This is a genomic window from Helicobacter pylori HUP-B14 (assembly GCF_000259235.1).
Lineage (GTDB): Bacteria > Campylobacterota > Campylobacteria > Campylobacterales > Helicobacteraceae > Helicobacter > Helicobacter pylori_CU.
In genome coordinates, this window is the sequence record NC_017733.1 from 1,499,865 (window position 1) to 1,517,369 (window position 17,505).

Annotated in this window: 9 protein-coding genes and 1 tRNA gene; 3 read left to right on the plus strand and 7 right to left on the minus strand. The window is 35.1% G+C overall.

Translation table 11 applies throughout. The features are described 5' to 3' along the window. Positions 1–834: 834 nt before the first annotated feature. From HPB14_RS07255 to recG, 5 genes are all read right to left on the minus strand, one after another. Complete coding sequence (locus HPB14_RS07255) at positions 835–4,575, minus strand: class I SAM-dependent DNA methyltransferase (protein ID WP_000384832.1); 3,741 nt, start codon at positions 4,573–4,575, stop codon at positions 835–837. A gap of 205 nt (positions 4,576–4,780) precedes the next feature. Beyond that, positions 4,781–6,967: a hypothetical protein gene (locus HPB14_RS07265; protein ID WP_000763097.1), complete on the minus strand. Its 2,187-nt coding sequence runs from the start codon at positions 6,965–6,967 to the stop codon at positions 4,781–4,783. Positions 6,968–7,100: 133 nt separating this feature from the next. Next, positions 7,101–10,010: a type III restriction-modification system endonuclease gene (locus tag HPB14_RS07270; RefSeq protein WP_000693731.1), complete on the minus strand. Its 2,910-nt coding sequence runs from the start codon at positions 10,008–10,010 to the stop codon at positions 7,101–7,103. A gap of 2 nt (positions 10,011–10,012) precedes the next feature. Then, positions 10,013–11,938: a site-specific DNA-methyltransferase gene (locus tag HPB14_RS07275; RefSeq protein WP_411155670.1), complete on the minus strand. Its 1,926-nt coding sequence runs from the start codon at positions 11,936–11,938 to the stop codon at positions 10,013–10,015. A gap of 87 nt (positions 11,939–12,025) precedes the next feature. After that, a complete protein-coding gene (gene recG, locus HPB14_RS07280) occupies positions 12,026–13,897 on the minus strand; it encodes an ATP-dependent DNA helicase RecG (RefSeq protein ID WP_014658551.1) in 1,872 nt (623 codons plus the stop codon). Positions 13,898–13,973: 76 nt separating this feature from the next. On the opposite strand from recG, the gene HPB14_RS07285 reads away from it, so the two are divergent. Beyond that, positions 13,974–14,321, plus strand: a complete 348-nt coding sequence (locus HPB14_RS07285) for a hypothetical protein (protein ID WP_000837056.1) — start codon at positions 13,974–13,976, stop codon at positions 14,319–14,321. Positions 14,322–14,324: 3 nt separating this feature from the next. Then, positions 14,325–14,960, plus strand: a complete 636-nt coding sequence (locus HPB14_RS07290) for an outer membrane protein (RefSeq protein WP_000668036.1) — start codon at positions 14,325–14,327, stop codon at positions 14,958–14,960. On the opposite strand, the gene HPB14_RS07295 is transcribed toward HPB14_RS07290, so the two are convergent. Beyond that, entirely contained in the window at positions 14,957–15,709 is a 753-nt protein-coding gene (locus HPB14_RS07295) for an exodeoxyribonuclease III (RefSeq protein ID WP_000767559.1), read from the minus strand. The genes HPB14_RS07290 and HPB14_RS07295 overlap by 4 nt on opposite strands. A 101-nt stretch (positions 15,710–15,810) precedes the next feature. Here HPB14_RS07295 and HPB14_RS07300 point away from each other — a divergent pair. Continuing rightward, positions 15,811–15,886 (plus strand) — tRNA-Phe (locus HPB14_RS07300). 2 nt (positions 15,887–15,888) lie between these two features. Here the strand turns inward: HPB14_RS07300 and HPB14_RS07305 are convergent. After that, positions 15,889–17,328 carry a hypothetical protein gene (locus tag HPB14_RS07305; RefSeq protein ID WP_000748994.1) on the minus strand — a complete coding sequence of 480 codons (1,440 nt, stop codon included), beginning with the start codon at positions 17,326–17,328 and terminating at the stop codon, positions 15,889–15,891. Positions 17,329–17,505: the final 177 nt, after the last annotated feature.

Genomic DNA, 17,505 nt, shown 5'->3' on the forward strand with positions numbered 1-17,505 from the left:
TAACTCAAAAATTAGAACAAATCAAGATTTCTTAAAAGCTTACTCGCTTTTTTCATCTTTTAACCATCCTTTTAACACAAGAGCCGTTTTTTTATTTAATTCTTCCACTAACATTACCCTCTTTTTGAAAGTTTTCCTGTTGCCAATATACAGATTTAAAAGCAATTTGATGGTATTTTTTACACCAAATTTTTAAGGCGTTTGTTTTAAGCATCACAATCCCTACTATTTATGGTTTTAGTCCAAAGCCATGCGTTAGAAAAAGCTTTTTAATCTTTAAATCGCACTTGATTGTTTTTGCTTGTTTTAAGGGTTAGGATAAAATAACGCTAACCCCCTAGTTTTTTTGCTAGAGATTAGGGGGTAAATTACCTTCAAAGGATTACTATGTCCAAAAAACATGGTAAAAAGCCCTTGTATTATACTTAAAAATACCTTTTTTTAAGTATAGGGTTAAAATCGTTGTTAAAAAAACCCATTAAGCCAAAGGTTTCCCCTATTTAAGGGGTTTCCTTTAAGGTAAAGTGCTTTTTATTTCTTGTGAAGTTTTTCGATGCGACTTTAAATGAGTGGTTTGCAGCTTTTATAAAAATCGTTTTTGTGAGATTAGGATAAAATAACGCTCACCCCCTAGTTTTTTTGCTAGAGATTAGGGGGTAAAATCCACTTTTAGGAGCTTACTATGAAAAATCATCGTAGTAAACACTCTTGGAGAGAATTATACCTAAAAATCAGTTTTTTGGGTTTAAAGTTTGATCTAGTGGTTAAACGCTAATTCTTAAAAAGAGTTGCCCCCTAGATTAGGGGGTCATCCTTAAGTGGGAAATGAGCTTTTTACTGCCCGTTTTCAATGGTTTTGATTTCTTCATCGGTGAGGTGGTAGAGCTGATAGACTAAGGCGTCAATTTCCTTTTCTAATCCTTGAGTGTTGGCTTTAGGGTCTTTTTCTTTTAGCGCTAGGATTTGCTTCGCGCAATCGGTGATTTTATGGGCTAATTCTTGGTTTTTGGTGGTGATTTTAGGAATGGGTATTTTTTCTAAAGCATGCTTATTGTATTGATAACCACTCTTACCTAAAATACAACCTCCGCAAAAATTTTTAAAATAGAATGTAACAAGTTTAGAATTGAGCAAAGCAGTCAAAAGTTTAAGATTGTAAGCATCACTAACAATCATAAATGCGGTTTTTTCTAAAAATATTCCGCTGTTTTCATATACAAAATACGCCCCTTGTGAAGTCTCTGGATACACAATTTTCTCTTTTTCAAAATCCTCTAAATACGCGCAATTCCTTAAATTGTAGGGGGTGTCTCCTTGATCGCATCGTGTTGCAATAGTGTCGTAATGAGCGTCTAAATGCGCTTTTGTTGCGGGGTATTTTTCTATATCAATGGGTGGGATTTTAGATTTTGTGGCAGAAGTGTAGCCGTTATGGGTGTTAATCACCCACTCCCCCGCCCACTCATAAGAATACCTTTTAATGTCTTTCCCTCTTAAAATGGGCTTGATAAGCTCTTTAGTCCTTTCTCTTTCGCTCATTCCGCTTTCATCTTTTTGCAAATCGTCGCAGTTTTTTAAGATTGCGTCTCTTTTTTCAGTGGGAATGATAAAGGCTTCGTTAGCGCCGGTTTTAATCCCGTAATTGATTTGAATGCCCCAATCTTTAAGCGGGGTGCCGACGCTCTCTATTTTGTCCCTTAAATCCAAAAGCGTGGCGTTGGCAAAAATAAAGCTTTCTGTTGAAAGCGCGTTTTGTTTCATCAAAAGGGAGGGGGTGCTTTTCAAATCGTCTTTATCGTTTGAGGTGGGTTCGTAATAATTAAAATCGCTCTCTTTAAGGGGCGCTTGCTTGATGAAATGAATGATGCTGGTATCCACTGCAGCACTTTCAAAGACTTTTAAGGCGTTTAATTCCATGTAGTTGACAAGGGTGGTTTTTTTGAGTAATAATTCTCTCAATTTGGCGCCGTATTTGGCTCGCGCGTATTTGTTGGAAGTGATGAAAGCGTTAAACCCCTTTTCTTTTAAAAGGTGGTAAGCCAGGGCAAAAAAGTAGGTGTAAATGTCGCTTGAGCTGTTATAGAAATCTTGGTATTGCTTTTGTAATAAAGGCTTTAAGTCTTTGATGTGTTCTTGGCGGATATAAGGCGGGTTGCCTATGATGCAATCAAAGCCTAAAAAATCCCCCTCATCATCTAAAACTTCAGGGAATTCAAAGCGCCATTCAAACGCATTGTGATACTCTCCACCACTTAAAGCATCATCAAGCTTTTTCCTTAAAGCTCTAATACGCCCATAAGAAGCAAAAGCCTCTTCCTCTTCTTTGGGGCTTAATTTAAGCGTGCCAAAAAGGCTTGGGATAAAGTAATTTAACCCATCTAGCAAACTCTTATCGTCTAGGGCAAAGAAATTGTATTTTTTGATGTGTTTTTCAATAGCCTTTTCAAGCTCTGCTTTGGTTTTAGGATCTTTGAGCGTGAGGGAAAAAGTGTTTTTTAAGTCTTGGATTTTGTTGATAAGATCTTGCTTATTTAAGGGATAGAGAGGGTTTGGGTCTTTGTATTGGGCGACTAGATCTTTGTATTCTTGGATTTTTTGCTTGATATTGGGGATCTTTTTGAGATCGTCATTCAAATTAAAGCGTGAGATCAAGCTGTTAGCACACTTAATGTTAATGTCAATGTTGGGGAGGGTTTCAAGATTGTTAGTGTTCTTACCCTTTTCAAAAATATAGTAGCTGTATTTTAAAAGCTCTATCCATAGCCTGAGCTTGGTGATTTCGCAAGAATTGGGGTTAATATCCACGCCAAAAAGGCAGTTTTCAATGATGTCTTTTTTAAGCTCAAAAAGTTCTTTTTGGATGTGGTGGTGAGGGTCGTTTTCGCTATGCGGTATGGTGTATTTAAAGACTTTATTCTCTGGCGTGTGAATGATGATTTCATCGTTTTCTAATCTAAGATCGTGGCGATACAAGGAAGCAATAAGCCCTAGCTCATAAGCAATTAACACCATTTCATTGAGTGCTGAAACCAAGAAATGCCCGCTCCCCACCGCCGGATCGCAAATGCGTAAAGTGAGAAGGAGTTGCAAGTATTCTTTAGCTTTTTCATTTGAAAAATTTCTGTCTATTTTTTCTCGCAACGCTTCTAAATCTTTGCAGTCCCACTGATAAGTGGCGTTGAATTTATCCAACACAATCGGCGTGATACTCTCTTTACACATGTAGCTTGTGATGAAGCTTGGGGTATAAAAGCTCCCCTCTTTATAGCCGTTGAGTTTTTCAAAAACAAGCCCCAAAACGCTAGGGTTAATCAAACGGCTTTCGTTAGTATTTTGATTATCTTTAATGTCTTTAGGGGTGGTGGTGAAATCATAAACGCGCAAAAATTCAAAAAGGTATTCCAGCAAGGTCCAATCTTTTTCTTCTTGGTATTTTTTATCTTTTTTGAGAACGGAATTTTTATAGAGTTCTAGCTTTTTATTTTTTAAAAGCCTGATTTCATGCCCCTTTAATTCCAAAGGCGTTTCATCAAACAAACTGGAATTCAAATAAGGGATTTTTTGTAAAATCTTGTCTTCTTTAATTTCTGGTAAACGCTCGCTGTTTTTCTTGGCTAGGACTTCAAAAAAGAGGGTGTTTAGGGCGTTGAAATCCTTAAAGTTTTCTATGGTTAAGAAACGATCTTTATCTTCAAAATGCTTGAAAGAAATTAAAAGGCTTTCTAAAAGCCGTAAAAACAAGATGCGGTTATTCCAAGCGATGAGTAACGCCATGACTTCTTCATCGTCTAAATCTTTGTATTGTTTTTTTAAAGCATAACTTAGGGAGTTTTGGGTGCGGCTGGGCTTGATTAAAATTTTCCCTCTGTCATTTTTCTCTTCTAACCCTAAAATATAGAGCAATTCTTCATAAAAATCTTTGTTAAGCGTGTTAGCGTCAGAATATTTTGGAATTTTGAGCAAAAAATTAGGGCTTAGGGCTTGATAGATTAGGGCTAAATTTTCTTTTTTGAGAGAGATATGGTGGTATTTCAAAGAACGATCAAGTTCATTAAGGCGCTTTTGGCAAACATCATAAAACGCTTCTGTGCGTGTATCGTTACCCTTTCTATCGTGGCAATTTTTAAAGGCGTTTTCAATTTCTTTATCTTTATTAAAAACCTCAAATTCGTTCGCATCAATAATATAAAGCTCTTTAATAGTGGCTAAGATAAGATGCTTAAGGTTGTTATTACCCTCTTTTCTTTCTATGAGATAATAGAAAAGGCTTTCATGAAAGGCTTTAACATTCAAATCACCCTTTTTAATAAATTCGTTGGGGTTTTTAAGGGCTTTAAATTCAATGATCACTTCCACTTTGTCATTGTCATTAAGAATAGCGCTGTCTATTCTTTTGGTGGGCTTAACCTTGTATTTAAAAACACCTTTCAATAAATCATTAAAAGCGTCGTTGTGGTGGTTTTCATTTTCTTGTGGGTTGGTTTCTAAAAAGGCGTTAAAAGCGGTTTCAAAAGCTTTCAGTTGCTCTTGATTCGGGTAGTTTGTGTTGGGTAAATCTAATTTTTTATAATCCATGTTAATTCCTTACATCGCTTAAAAACACATGCTTTAAAAGTTTATCGTTGTTTATAAAAGCGTTTTTTAATGCCACGCTTTTATAAGTGTAATGCTTTTCAATGCTTTAAAATTGGATAGAAGCGATTATAACAAAAGTGCCATGAATTTTAAATAAAACGCTTTTCTTTAAAATTGTTCCATGTGAAACATTAGGGTAATTGATCTATTGATAAGCCTTATTTAATTTTTTGACTTCCTCAAAACATGTATATAAATGATCAAGGGATATGTCCAAAATGGGTTCAAACATGAAAGAGTTAATGTGGATATTTTCAGGAGTAATCATTAAAACCTTTTGTATAATTCTTTTTTCATCATCAAATAGTTCTTTTTTAGTGGCATCATATAACTCCCTTGTTTGATTTTTCTCCGATTTGAATTCTTGATTTAGTTTATTTAAATTTAGTTTATTTAACATCCATTCTTCAGCTTTTAATCTGATCACTATTGAAAAAATAATCTTATTTTGTAGTTCAATATGATTACGATTTTTATCGTTATAAATTTCTTCTGCAACATTATAAATTGCTTGAAAGTATAATTCTGAGTTATCTTTTTCAATTTTTTTCTTTTTTCGCTCTGTGCCAAAAACGCTATCAAAAATCTTTGAAATAACTTGAATTTGAATATTTTTTGTATCTTCTTTAATGTGCAAGCAACTTGTAAGTTTTATATAATTTCTGTCTTTGTCTGCTTGAAAGCTTGTGTATTCAATCAAATTTCTCACAAAAGGTATCAGTGTGAAAAAGTCTTTATCATCTTCTGAGTCTCTAATCCATTTAATAAAACTCTTCAAATACCCACCTTTTTCAAAAATTATTTCTCTAGCATCATTTTTGCGGATTATTTTAATCTGTTCTCTAGGAATATCCAAACGGCTTGCTAGGGTGCGATAAAAATCAAAATTATGCGTCATCACGAGCAATTTAAATTGTCTGCATTCTTGCAAATCCTTAAGATACTCAATAATTGCATATTTATTTCTATAATCAAAAGAGTCTGAAATATCATCAAAAACTAAAAGTTGGACTTTGTCGCTTCTTTTTCTAGCCTCAATTTCAAACAAGATTTGTAAGATATATAACGCTCTCTTTTCTCCTCCGCTTAAATGTTTTTGCAAATCTTCTTTTTGAACATTCATATCCTGATTGTCATCAGAAAATATAAATTTAAATTGCGCGGTGTCTTTATTCAATAAAATATCTTTTTGATTTTGAAGCTCCACTTTAAAGGGAACAAGAAATCTTTGATTAAAAATTTCAATGACAGATTCCCATTCTTTCTGGTCTTTGTTAGCTTGTTTTATAATTTCTTCTATTTTAGGCTTTTTCTCTCTATAAAGATTAACCAAACTTTTAACATTTTGAATAACTTGTTTAAGATAGCTAAACAACACCTTTTTTCTAAAAGAATCATAATCTAAAAATTCTGTCAATAATGTATTATCCTTACTGATAGCATCTTTAAAGGCTTTAAGTTCCTTATTAGCATTTATGACTTTTTCAATCTTATCAAAGCTCTCTTTAAGATCCTCATTATTTAAAATTCTATTTTTTTCATTTTCAAAAATATCTGACAATTTTTGATAATTCGTAATTTCCTCTCCAGCAATTTTCAAACTATGGTTAGCTTTAAAAAACCTGTTATTTTCTAAAGCTTTTTTAAGATCATCAGCATGGTTTGTTCCAAAATCCCCACTATTCATATGTTTAAAAATCTTAGATTGAGACAATAACTCTTGATATTTATTAAAATACTGCTCAATCAAATCATGATGCTTATTGACAAAATCTTTTACTTTTTTTGATCTATCAAATATATCACGATATTTAAAAGAATAGTGTTTTTCGCTGCTTTCTATTTCCGTCAAATGATTATCTAAAATTTCATAAAAACTTTTATTTTTTTCATTTTTAATGGTTTTTATTTCTTCTTCATAATCAAAACCGCTTGCAATATCTCTAAGACTTTTTAAAAGTGCCTTCTTTTCTTTTTCTAATTCTAAAAGAATATTATCATATCGTTGTTTGAGGTCTGATTTTGCCATAAAAGTTGTAACGCTGTCTTCAGAGCTAAATTCTTCATCATAAGAATGAAAAACAGCAACATTTTCTTTTGATATTTTCTCACCATTAAATTCAATCTCTATTTTACTTTTACGATTAGGATAAAAATTATCTTTTGGCATTTCGTTATTTATCAAATCGGTCAGGCTTTTTGCAAATGAAGTTTTAAAAACCCCATTTTGAGCATATAAAAGATAGCTGTTTGATCGTGAAAAATCTAAAAATTTTTCTTGTATCTTGCCTATCCCATAACAATTCTCTATATTGATAATTTCTAACTTCATTGACTACTCCTTAGTAAATTTAATCAAACCTTATCGTATTCATTTCAATAAGACCTTTTTAAAGATTAAGTTTAAATTGATCCAAATTGAGATTGTTCCATGTGAAACATTAGAGTAATTGAGCTTATTAGCTCTAATCTTTACGATTTAAAATTTCATTAACCAACGCGCTTAATTGATCTTTGTTCGTTTTGGTTTTGTATTCAATATTCACGCCTTGCTTTTTTAAAGCTTCAAAAAATTTCTTAGCGGTTGAAATTTTCCGCTCTTCTTCAGGGCGTAATTCACTTTTTTTATCAACCCCCTTAGTTTCTACCACTAACAACACTTTTTTATCGTTATTTTCAACCACATACCCAAAATCAGGGCTATAAGTTTGATTTAACCCTACCGGGATTTTAACCCTAGGGAGCTTGCCAAAAACAATGATTTTAGTGTCGTTAGATTCTTCAATCGTGTCTTTTTCAATCTCGCTCTCCACTTGCATGAAATTTTCATACAGGCATTTTTCTCGCACGCTTGAATTTTTAATTTCATATTTATCCCCATCCAAACTCCCGTCTAAAAATTCTCTAATTTCTCCTTTTTCATCATAAAACGCATCGTTTTTTCTGTTTTTAATCGTCGTTTCGCGCATTTGATAGGAAATTTTATCTTTAATATTTTGATAAATGATTTCCAAAAACAGCTCTTCTAACCGCCTTAAGCCCTCTTGTTCGTTTTTTTTAATTTCATTAAACTTGTTTTCATCAATGTTTTCCAACACTTTAGCCACGCTTTTAAAACTCAATTTCACCTTATTAGACAAGGCGCTGATAAATTCATGCAAGCTCCACACGCATGCGCTTTCTCGCTCAAAAATCTCTGTTTTGGCGTTATTTCCCATAGTTTCTACTTTTTTATGCGTCGTAACCGAAACGATTTTTGAACTGACCTTAAAAGAAGCATTGATCTTTTTGACAATCTCATCAATCAAGCTCTCGCTATCAATGGCATAAGCGATCCGGGCTTGATGATTCAAACCCGCCCATAAGGTTTCAAATTTTTTAAAATTTTCTTTATTGATTTTGATTTTTTCAGTTTTTCGCTCGTTTTTGTTCCTAACTCTAAAATGGCCAATCAAGCGATCTTTTAAAAAATCTTTTAATTTTTCAAAATCCAAGTATTTTTCATCTTTTAATTTTTCTAGTTCCGGCTCTTTTTTTAAAAATTCGTTTTGATTGAGGGTGAGTTTAAAGTTTTCATCATCTGTTCTTTCTCCAAAACCCAAACCCTCCAACTTTTCAAATAAAGCCCCGTAATACCCTTTTTTAACCATGCCGCTTTTTTCTAACTCTTCTGCACTAAATACTTGTTTAATCAAACTATGTTCGCTTATCTCTTGCTGGATCGCTCCTACAAAATCCCCCTCCACTTGCGGCACGATCACGACTAATTCATTGACAAAATCAAAATCAGCATGCTCTTTAGTGATGCGCTCGCCCTTATCATTCACAGCGAGCCTTAGCCCCCTACCGATTTGTTGCAATTTAGTGATATTGGAATGGCTAGGGGCTAATTTGCAAATCGTCATCACGTTAGGATTATCCCACCCCTCTTGCAACGCCCATTGCGAAAAAATAAACCTGAGATCGGAATCAAAACTCAGCAATTTTTCTTTTTCTTTTAAAATGAGCGCGATCACTTGGGCTTCATCGCTCTCTTTCTTGCTTTTAGCAAAATACCCTCCATGCACTTTGTAAATAGCGTCTTTAGTGCGCTCTAAATACGCTCTGTAATTTTCATCTAAAGGCTTTTTTAAGACTTTTTCAAGCTCTTGTTGGTAAAGTTTTTCAAATAAAAGGGCTAATTTAGCCGGCTGTTCATTTTCGCTTAAATAGCTATTCACCCCGCTAATAAACACCATGCACAAGGCTTTAATCCCCTTTTTAAAAAGCCCTTCTTCTCTTTCAAAATGGCTTTTTATCGCTTCTTTCAGCATCACTTCTTGCTCGCCCTCTAAAAGATGAGAAAAAGGCTCTTTTTGATCCAGCAACAAATTAACGCCGTTCAAAAAACGCACCTCTTTTTTAGTGATGTTTTCTACAATGTAATCTTCTAAAGCGCTGATTTGAGTTAGCACGCCTAAATTATCATGCGTTTTGACTTTGACGCTTTGAGTTTTATTTTCCAAATTCGTGTAATTGATCGTCGCTTCATTTTGTTTCTTGTTAGCCTCTTTAAGCTCTAAAAAATACTCATCACTCTCCCCCACAGACGCCACGCTAATGCTTTTCACTAGGGCGCAATCAAACGCTTTTTTGCTGTCTAGCGCGTAAATCAGATTATTATAACCATCTTTAAAAGTCGCCCCAAACCTGAGCGTGATTAAAGCGTTTAATTGTTCCAAATATTTTTTTGTTTTATCGCCTAAAAATCGGTGCGGTTCGTCCATGATTACGATGGGGCGCATACTCGCTAAAGCTTGCATGTAACTTTTTGCGCCATTGAATAGATTCGTGTTTTCTAGGCATGATTGATTGATAATGTTATCTTTTTTATTAAAGGCGGAAAAAGTCATCACCAACACACAGCATTTGTGGTTGCTCGCTAGAATAAACCTTTCTGTATTTTCATAGCTTTCTAAATGCGTGTTAGAATACTCGCTTTTAAAAAATTCTCTGGTGATTTCAACACTCTTTAAAACCCCTAATTTAATAGCGTTGCTTGGCACTAAAACGATAAATTTTGACAAATGGTAGTTTTTGTGCAAGGCATAAACGCATTCCAAAAAGCAAAAGGTCTTCCCGGTGCCTGTTTCCATTAAAATATCGCAGTTTAACGACTTCTCAATCCCCACGCTTCCCTGGGTTATTTTTTGTTTCGATCGCAAATTCTCAATATTTTCTAATAAAACATTTTTGAGCGCCTCTGTTTCAAAAACAGGGTTAGAAATCCTTTGAATATCTTCTTTTGACTCTTCAAAATAGATCCCCTTAAACACCCCTAAAATTTGGTCCCGGCATTGCTCCTGATAATCCAATCGTTTGAATTTGATTTTCACCTCTACCCCCTAATCTTTAAATCGCCGCTCTCTAATTTCAAATCAAACAAATTACTGCCCAATTCCAAACACAGCCTGTCGTTACTGATAGCGGGCATATACATGCTAATTTTTTCCACCCCTTTATCTTTCAAGTTTTCTAAAACCTCACTCATTTCTATATCCCCCACAATGAAAGCCGTATTTTCAGCCAGATACAAGGCGTTTTCAATCAAGCAAGTTATAGGGGTGGTGAGCTCCAAACCCTCGCAGCCTAAAAGCTTGATTGAAATCGTTTGGGTTTCCATTTTGTCAGGGTTTGAATAAGCGAACAAATCCTTTTGATGGGCTTGACTGAGATTTTTATCATTAACATGCGTTTCATCATCAATGATTTCAAACGCTCTAAACCCCACGTCTAAATTGGGGCAAGCTTCTTGGATTTTAGCCCCCGCTCTTTTAATCCTTTCTTCGGTGATGTCAAAAATGCTTGGGGAGAGTGATTTTAGGGTGTTTAAACAAAAATCATGCGCGCTTTTGTTTTTCTTGGGATCAATTTTTTCATCTAACTGGACGAGAATGAAGCGCCTTTCTTTAAATGCGGCGTTCAAGCCATTAAATAACCCCCCCCCCTCACTTAATTTTTGATAATCGCTCTTATTACTCTCTAACACGGCATGCGCGGTCGTCCCACTCCCAGCGAAAAAATCTAAGATGATGTCGCCTTTTTCGGTAGTTTGATCTATAAGAAAACTTATCAATTCAACAGGTTTAGAATAATCAAAAATATTCTTAACATTAAAAATTGATTGCAATTTTTTATTTGACATATCATTAGAGTATTTATTATCTAAAAATTCTATACTTGAAATATTTTTAGTGCGGTTAAAATATTCTATTTTATAAGGCTTGCTATCAGATATTTTAGCCTTTGTGTAAGTTTTTGTATAAATTCTATTGTTTTTAACTTCTACAAAACCATTAGCCAATCCAAAATCAAATTTTGCTTTGCTCCAACGCCAAACCCAATCAATCGTTCCAAAATTACCTTTTTGTCTTTCAGTATAAGTTTCCAATCCGCCAGCATAAAACTTTTCATTACCAATTACAATTTCATAATCCATTTTTTTATTATATTGAAGTGAATTGTAATCCAAATTTTGATTTAATTTATACCCACCTCTTTCATTGTAAAATTCATCTTTTAAAGGGTAATCGTTTTCATCAATATCAATCTGTTTAAAATTAATACTATTCTTTTGATAACACAAAACATAATCATGATTTTTAGCGATTTGATTAGTAGATTTTCCTGCTTTCTTTGTTAATCTTGGCATTTCAGCCACAAAATTCCCCTCCCCAAAAATTTCATCGCATAAAAGTTTGAGTTGGGCGGCTTCGTTATCGTCAATAGAAATGAAAATCACGCCGTCTTGTTTGAGCAAATCTCTAGCGAGCAGCAATCTAGGATACATGAAACTAAGCCACCCGCTATGGCTTTTTAACCCAAAAAGATTCTTGATATAATCCAACTTTTCTTTAGAATAATCCAATTGTTTTAAAACCTCTTCATTGGATTGCGAGAAATCATCGCCATAGATAAAATTCTCGTTTTTCGTGTTGTAAGGCGGATCAATGTAAATCATTTTGATTTTTTCACTATAGCTTTGTTTTAAGATTTTGAGAGCGTCTAAATTATCGCCCTTGATGAGAATGTGCTTGCTCGTGGATTCATGTAAGGGCTTTAAAATCTTATGATTTTTCTTAAAAGCTTGATTCAAGGCGATTTTCTTACCCACAAAATCCAACCCATAGCCCTCTTCTTTTATTTCGCTAAAATCCCCGAGTAACGCTTTTAATTTTCCTGTATCCAGCGTGAGTTGGTTGTCATTTTCTATACTCAAGCAACCGGGAAAATAACGATTAAAAATTTCTACATTTTTTTTCATTAACGCTTTTTTCTTGATCCATTTCTTTATTTTGCATTACTATCCTTTATTTTAAATGATTTAAATTACCCAATTCCGCCTTAATTTTCAATTTTCAAATGTTCCTTGTGAAACGCTAGCGTTTTTTAAAAAATCTTGTTTCACTTCAGCGATAATGTTTTCATCTCTGGCTAAGTCAATGTATTCAAAACTATTCCCGCTCTGTTCCCCCCCTTGGAGTAAATCCCCGCTTTTTCTGTATTGTAAATCCAATTCAGCGATTTTAAAGCCGTCTAATTCATCAGCAAACTTTTCCAATCGTTCGTTTTCTTCTTGGATCGTGCATAAAAAACAATAGCCTTTCAAGCCGTTACGAGACACGCGCCCCCTTAACTGGTGTAAAGTCGCTAAGCCTAACCTTTCGGGCGCTAAGATCACCATCACGCTCAATCGTGGTAAAGAAATGCCCACCTCAATGAGCGTAGTCGCTAAAAGAATGCTCCCAAACTCTCTAAATTCTTCAATCACTTCTTCTTTATTTTTATCTTGCCCTGAAGTGGTATAAACATTTTTAAAGCGTTTTTGCCAAAAACTCGCCCCCTCACTGAGCGATAAATACGGGATTTTTTCGCTCTCATTCACCAATGGATAAACGACAATGACTTGATGGTTTTTAGCGATTTCTTCGCTGATTTTTTCCATCACTATTTTAAAATCTCTTTTATGCAAGACTAAAGTTTCAATTTCTTTAGGGTAAGGGATTTCTCTAATCATGGTCGTTTTCACAAACGCGCTTTTGGCTAAAGCCAGAGTGCGAGGAATGGGGGTAGCGGAAAATTGCAAAGAATGGGGTTTATTGCCCTTACTGCTTGCCATTTTTTCTAATTGGTAGCGCTGCTTGGTGCCAAATCGGTGCTGTTCATCAGTGATTACTAGTGCGAATTCATTCAAATCGCGCTTATCAAACAACAACGCTTGCGTGCCGATAACCACATGCGTGATTGTTTCAAACAAATGATTGGATCGCTTCTTGTGGCTCCCGCCGAGCAATAATTCCACTTCAAAATAAGGGGGTAAAAATTTTAAAGCTTCGTTATAAAGCTGTTTAGCGAGAATGGAAGTGGGCGCCATTAAAAGGGTTTTATTAGGGTAAGCTAATACCATGCTCGCTAAAATCACCATCGTTTTCCCGCACCCCACATCGCCTATAATCAAACGCTTGCACGCTATAGAACTGGTGAGATCGCTTTGGATTTCTTTAATGGCGTTTTGTTGATCGCGCGTGAGTTTGAAGGGTAAAGAAGCGGTAAACGCTTTCAGGCGTTCGCTGTTATTGGGGCATGCGATTTTAGCGCCAAATTGCAATTTCTTGCGATCTAAATTTTTCATATAAAAAAGCATTTCAATGTATTTTAATGCATTTAAATGTCGTGAAGGAAAATTTTTATTCGTTTCAAAATCCTTGACAAAATGCGGCGTGGGGAAAAAGATTTCTAACAACAAATGCGCGATATTTTCTTTAACGCCTTCCTTTTTTAAATTTTCTAATGAAATGAGTTTTTGTAAATTTTCTTGTATTTTTTTATGATTTTTAACTTTTTTAAAAATTAAAGAAATTTTGCCAAATTCGGTAAGGATTTTAGGCGTGTTAATGATATAAGCTTGATTAAAAGAGCTTTGCTCTAATTTACCATAAATGAACAAACTCTCGCCGGTTTTAAACTGGCTGTGATGGAACGCGCTGTGATTGAAAAAAACAAGCTCTAAATTTTTGTAAAATCGTTTGGAATAGGCAAAAATCTTTAAAACTTTGGCGTAGTTTCTTTTATCTAAAATACCCACTTCTAAAACGCCGCTCAAGCCCGTTTCAAAACGCTCTAATAAATTCAAATCTTTATAGCCTTTGGGCGTATAAACAAGCAAAGCTTCTAAAAGCGATTTCACGTTCAATGTTTTTAATAAGTCATCTGTTTCTTGCAATTTGTTCTTAGTCAATCCTTAATCGTTTTTATGATAAGATAACCAAATTATACATTGACTTAAGGAAATTTAATTGATGAAATCTAAAATCACTCATTTTATCGCTATCTCTTTTGTTTTAAGCGTGTTGAGCGCATGCAAAGACGAGCCTAAAAAATCGTCCCAATCGCACCAAAACAACACTAAAACCACTCAAAACAATCCAATCAATCAAGCGAATAAGGATATAAAAAAGATTGAGCATGAAGAAGAAGATGAAAAAGCCACTAAAGAAGTGAATGATCTGATCAATAACGAAAATAAAATTGATGAAATCAATAATGAAGAAAACGCTGATCCTTCGCAAAAAAGAACGAACAACGTTTTGCAACGAGCCACTAACCACCAAGACAATCTTAACTCCCCACTCAACAGGAAGTATTAAAGTGTGAAATTTTTTTCAAAGGATTTATTTAAAAAAGTAACCCCTTTATTTTTAAGCGTTTGTTTTTTAAGCCCTACCCTTACGCAAGCCAAAAGTCGTTTTTATGTGGCTTCTCAATACCAGGTAGGGAAAATGATCATGAAAAAATACAACGATCTCAAACGCACGATTGAAGGGGCGAGCTTTTCTTTAGGCTGGGAGATTAACCCCACTAACTACTGGTTTTATTCGCGCTATTACTTTTTTATGGATTATGGGAATGTCATTCTCAATAAAAGAACGGGCGCTCAAGCGAACATGTTCACTTACGGCTTTGGAGGGGATTTGATCGTGGAATACAATAAAAACCCCTTGTATGTATTTTCTCTTTTTTATGGCATGCAAGTTGCCGAAAACACATGGACGATTTCCAAACACAGCGCGAATTTCATCATTGACGATTGGCGCAGCATTCAAGGGTTTTCGCTCAAAACTTCCAATTTTAGGATGTTGGGTTTAGTGGGGTTCAAATTCCAAACCGTGCTATTCCACCATGACGCTAGTATTGAAGTGGGGATCAAATGGCCTTTTGCTTTTGAATACGACTCACCCTTTGTAAGGCTTTTTTCTGTCTTTATTTCGCACACTTTCTACCTTTAAACTAATTCCAACCCCACTGGGCAATGATCACTCCCTAAAATATCTTTATAGATTAAAGCGTCTTTTAAGCATGTTTTTAAAGGGTTAGAGCATAAAAAATAATCAATGCGCCAACCAATGTCTTTATCCCTTGCTTGTTGCATGTAACTCCACCAAGTATAAGCCTTTTCTTTGTTAGGGTAAAAATAACGGAAAGTGTCAATAAAACCGGCGTTCAAAAGCTCGTTGAATTTTTCTCTCTCTTCATCGCTAAAGCCGGCATTTTTTCGGTTGGTTTTGGGGTTTTCTAAATCAATTTCATTGTGGGCCACATTCAAATCCCCGCACACAATGACCGGTTTTTTCAATTCTAAAGCTTTTAAAAATTTTTTAAATTCCACTTCCCAGCTCATGCGATAATTAAGCCTGGATAGGGCTTGTTGGGAATTAGGGGTATAAACATTCACCAAGTAAAACGACTCAAATTCGCAAGTTACCACGCGCCCTTCTTTGTCATGCTCTTCCATATTAATCCCATAGCTCACGCTTAAAGGCTCTTTTTTAGTGAAAGTTACCACCCCAGAATAGCCCTTTTTAATCGCGCAATTCCAAAAATCAAAATACCCTTTAAATTCAAAAGTGTTTTGTTCTTGTTGCATTTTAGATTCTTGAATGCAAAAAACATCTGCATCAACGCTATTAAAAAAATCCATAAAGCCCTTAGTCATGCAAGCTCTTAACCCGTTCACATTCCATGAGATCAATTTCATTGTAATCCTTGTTTAATTTTGAGTGAATTATATCTTTTTAGTTATTTTTTTAAAAATTAAGCTTTATTTTACCTTTTTTATGTAATAATTGTCTTTTGCTTGGCTTGATAGCTCAGTCGGTAGAGCAGAAGACTGAAAATCTTCGTGTCGGTGGTTCGATTCCGCCTCAAGCCACCATTTTAAACTTCATTGAATAAATAATTCCCCTTTTTGACACACACCACACGAGAGTTTTCAATGCTCAAAGGCGTGCTTTTGGCTCGTGGTTGCTCTTCTATTTCTAAAACCATGCACACCCCTTCTTTAAAGCGCACATGGTTTTTAACCCATTCTTTATACTCACTGCTTTCTTTGATTATATCGTTTAAATAATGCCCTTCATACACTTCCACAAATTCCATGAATTTTTCATTCAAATTCAATTCATTATGCGTTATTTCGCTTTTTCGTGTGGAAGAATAAGCCAATTCGCTGGTTTCATAAAAAGTCGGCTCTATTTGATCGTCTTGTTTGGGGCGCTCATAAATGGCTTTCACTAATTGCGTGGTGATTTCATATTCACTCTCCCACGCTTGTTTTAAAGGCTCTTCTATTAGATAACATTGCCTAGTCGTGCCGTCTTTTCTTGCTCTGGCCCTTTTACACTTTTCTGTAGAGCTTCTGGCTTGAAGAATCGTAAAATTGTTTTTAGCTTCAAAAGTTTGTGGCTCTTCTAAAGGCTCTGTTTTATGAACAGAGATTTTAGTATAGGGGGTAATGATTTTACCGCTTTTATTTTCAGCGGTGCTGTAATCGCAAGGGGTAATATCTGTCGCAGTCTGTTTGTCTTCATCAACGCGTTTTAAAATGCTTGGGCGATAGGCTTGCAAGTTTTCATCATCATAAACCCACTTCCCGCACGCAAATTCTTTAATATTAGGATCTCTAATGGCTTGTTTTTCCACATTATCCTTATTCTCATTGCTTTCATTATTTTCATCAATATCAGCGTTAGAGGTGTCGTTAGGGAGCGTTTTTTCGGTGGGTGGCGTTATAAAGAGGTTGTTTTCTTGATCTTCTGAAGAATGCTTTAAAGGGGGTTTGGTGTCGTTTGTTGGCGTTTTAACTTCGTTAGTGGGGCTTATTTTGCTAGGAGTTACTAAAGGCTGCAAAAGGCTGTTTTTAGAGTTTTTAGAGCCTAGTTTGGACTCTGGGTAAGAAAAGTTTTGAGAAGGTTGTTGCGATGAACTAGGCTTGTTTTGTGGTTTTTGCATGGGCATGTTTAAAGAAGGCATTTGGTGCGCGTGCGCTTCTTTCAATTCTTTTGAAGAAAAAACAATTTGGGTGTTTCTAGGGATAGTAGGGCGGTTGGGGCTTAAGGTCGTTTCTAAAGAAAGTTTTTCATCAAGGGGTTGATAGACGATTGCAGTGGATATGTGGGTGATAGTGAGCGTGAGTTTTTTGTGTGGGGAGATATTATAAACGCCTAAAACTTGTCTGGGTTCTTTAGAATCAAGGACTTTAGCCTTAAAAGTGCCTTTATGCGGCGAAGTTTTGATTTCTTCTAAAAGCTCGATCACAAGGGCTTGAAGAGGGTTAGAGAAAGTCAGAAAGAAAGACAGACAAAGGGATTTTTTCATGCTTGTTCCTTTTTATTTTGGATTATAGCTTAAAAAAAGGTTTAGTAAAAGTCATCAATAAGTTATAGATAGGTAACACTTTAATTAATAATAATTAGTAACAGTAGTAGGGGCGTGAATGGATGGAATGAAACAATAAAAAGCTTTAGAGGTGTGCGTTTTTAGGGGGGTTGTGGG